The organism is Leeia oryzae DSM 17879 (assembly GCF_000376945.1).
GTDB lineage: Bacteria > Pseudomonadota > Gammaproteobacteria > Burkholderiales > Leeiaceae > Leeia > Leeia oryzae.
The window spans coordinates 1-2,858 of sequence record NZ_AQXU01000004.1; the positions used below are offsets into that span (position 1 = coordinate 1).

Here is a 2,858-nt window from a genome sequence, read left to right on the forward strand (position 1 = left end):
CCGTACTGGTCCAGCGTGGCTTTGAGTTCCACTTTGTCTTTCGGGAACTTGTTGCCCAGTTCAAAGCCCTGGAAGCCGATTTCCTTGCCTTCGGTTAGGGCGACCTCCAGCGGCGTTTCGCCCCCCAGTGAGGTCAGGTCGTCGTTGAACCAGGAAATCGGGTTTACCCCTATCTTTACGTCGAATTGCATGGTTTATCCTCTGTCTGTCATCCGGTGCATGACCGGAGCCTGAAGCAGCCGGGAGTCGCGGCTTACCGGTCCCCCACCAACAAGCACGCACTGTCTCTCAACACTGACTCGCCGGCTACCCAGACTCGATGACCGCCTGCCCCGCAACGGGACAGGCTGGTGTCTGGTTGATCTATCCGTTGAATGCTTGCCTTATTTCTTCTGGTGCTGCTTTGCTTCCTGATTGCGGGCATAGGCCGCATTTACCTGCTCACGCGTAGACACAGCAGGGATGCCCACTTCCCACCAGGCACCGCCTTCTTTGGTCACGCGACGATCATCGGTGTCGATCACGATCACGTAGGTCCGATCTGCGGCACGGGCACGCTTGAGGGCGTCTTCCAGCGCCGTAATATTGGGCACGTGCTCGGATATCGCGCCAAGCGCTTCAGCATGTTTGGCGAAGTCCACTTGCGGGAATCCGTGCTGGCCCGTCAGGCAATCTTTCAGCATGTTGTTGAACGGTGCACTGCCTGTCGCTTGCTGTAGGCGGTTGATACAACCGTAGCCACGGTTATCCTGCACCACGATGATCAGCTTATGCCCCAGCATCACCGAAGTAGCGATCTCGGAGTTCATCATCAGGTAAGAGCCATCGCCCACCATCACGAACACGTCTTTTTCTGGACGCGCCATCTTGACCCCCAGGCCACCGGCAATCTCGTAACCCATGCAGGAGTAGCCGTATTCCATGTGGTAGCCACCCGGGAAGCTGGTACGCCACAGTTTGTGCAGCTCGGCGGGCAGCGTACCGGCAGCACACACGGCAATGTCGGTATGGGTAGAGTTGCTACTGCGTTGTACCGCGCCGATCACTTCACCGTCGTACGGCAGGTAGTCTGCTGAAGGCGGTTCGGTGCGGCTGGTAATTTGGCTGACAATAGTGCGCCATTCCTGGTTAAGCCCGGCGGCTTTTGCCGTCCATTCCGTATCTGCTTTCCAGCCCGCCAAACCGGCTTGCAGCGCATCCAGCCCAAGCGCAGCATCGGCATGCAATGGCAGGCTATGCCACTTGAGCGTATCAAACGGGTTAACGTTGAGGCTGATGACCCTGGCGTTACCAAACAGGCTGTTGGATGCAGTGGTAAAGTCCTGCAAGCGGGAACCGACCGCCAGAATCACGTCAGCTTCGCTGGCCAGCGCGTTGGCAGCAGATGCACCGGTCACACCAATGGCACCGGCTTGCATGGGGTGGTCCCATGGCAAGGCACTCTTGCCGGCCTGGGTTTCACCCACGGGTACGCCGAAACTTTCGGCAAAGGCTTTTAACTGTGCTGTGGCATTGGCATACAGTACGCCACCACCCGAGACAATCATCGGACGTTTCGCAGATTTGAGCGCAGCAATGGTTGCTTGCAACTCGGCCTGTTCGGGCACAGGGGCACGGAAACGCACCACGCGCGGTTCAAAGAACTCGACCGGATAATCAAAGGCTTCGGCCTGTACGTCTTGCGGCAGCGCCAGCGTTACCGGGCCACAATTGACCGGGTCGGTCAAGGTGGCAATGGCGCGCGGCAAAGCGCTAAGCAACTGAGCTGGGTGCACGATGCGGTCGAAATAGCGGGATACCGGTTTGAAACAGTCGTTGGCCGAGATGCCGCCATCGGTAAAATCTTCTACCTGCTGCAATACCGGGTCAGGCAGACGGTGTACAAAGTAGTCACCGGGTAACAGCAGCACTGGTAGGCGGTTAACGTGGGCCAGCGCGGCGGCGGTGACCATGTTGGTGGCGCCTGGACCGATACTGGAGGTGACAGCCATCATGCGGCGACGGAACTTGCTCTTGGCGTAAGCAATGGCGCTATGGGCCATGGCTTGTTCGTTATGGGCGCGGTAGGTCGGGAACTGATCTTTGTACTGGTATAGTGCTTCGCCCAGACCCGCCACGTTGCCATGTCCAAAGATAGAGAAGCAGCCGGCAAACAGGGGTACCTGCTGGCCATCTTCTTCTACCATTTGTGCGGTCAAATATCTAACCAGTGCTTGCGCCATGGTCAGGCGTATGGTTTGACTCATGATGGTGTGTATCCTGTATTCTCTTTGCTCAGATGGGCCCCGGTCGATCTGTCTGCCGACCGGGTTTTTCTATTTTCTAATACATATCAGTTATGGCTGTGTGGCTTAACCGCGCCAGGCGGCGATCAAGGTCTTGAAGGTGGCCTTGCAGGCCTCGATCACGCCACGGTCATCAATCTCACCCGCCAGCCATTGCCGGCTCGGCTCGAAGAAGATGGTGCGACCGACTGCAAAACCACGTACCGTCTGGCTGACCCGGGCGGCCTTGAAGCCCTGCTTCAGCGTCTCCACCGGGGCATTCAGCCCCAGCAGCACCACGCCACGGCAGTACGGGTCGCGTTCCTGAATCAGGCTGTCGATAGCCGCCCATTGTTCTGCGGTCTCAAACTGCTCCAGCTTCCACCATTCCGGATAGATGCCGAGGTTGTACAGGCGCTTCAGCGCCCGGTAGACGGTGTCGGCGTGTTGCGGTAGCTGTTTGTTGGGGATGATCTCCAGCAACAGCTCGTGACCGGAGGCCTGCGCCGCTTCGTACAGGGTACGGATCTGGGTTTCCTGATCCAGCCGGTTCTCGACGCTATCGTCCGGATGGTATTGCACCAGACACTTGAT

At 58.1% G+C, this 2,858-nt stretch carries 2 protein-coding genes and 1 pseudogene; all 3 read right to left on the reverse strand.

The features are described 5' to 3' along the window. A pseudogene (locus tag F552_RS18070) lies at positions 1–191 on the reverse strand (myo-inosose-2 dehydratase); the annotation flags it as partial. Positions 192–383: 192 nt separating this feature from the next. Further along, positions 384–2,246, reverse strand: a complete 1,863-nt coding sequence (gene iolD, locus F552_RS0100030) for a 3D-(3,5/4)-trihydroxycyclohexane-1,2-dione acylhydrolase (decyclizing) (protein ID WP_018149667.1) — start codon at positions 2,244–2,246, stop codon at positions 384–386. A gap of 105 nt (positions 2,247–2,351) precedes the next feature. Further along, positions 2,352–2,858 (reverse strand): 2-deoxy-5-keto-D-gluconate 6-phosphate aldolase domain-containing protein (locus F552_RS18075; protein WP_033374335.1); only part of this gene is annotated, 507 nt, incomplete at its 5' end.

Excerpts from the sequence above, each read along its gene's own strand:
- iolD (WP_018149667.1), bottom strand. The coding sequence starts at position 2,246 with ATGAGTCAAACCATACGCCTGACCATGGCGCAAGCACTGGTTAGATAT.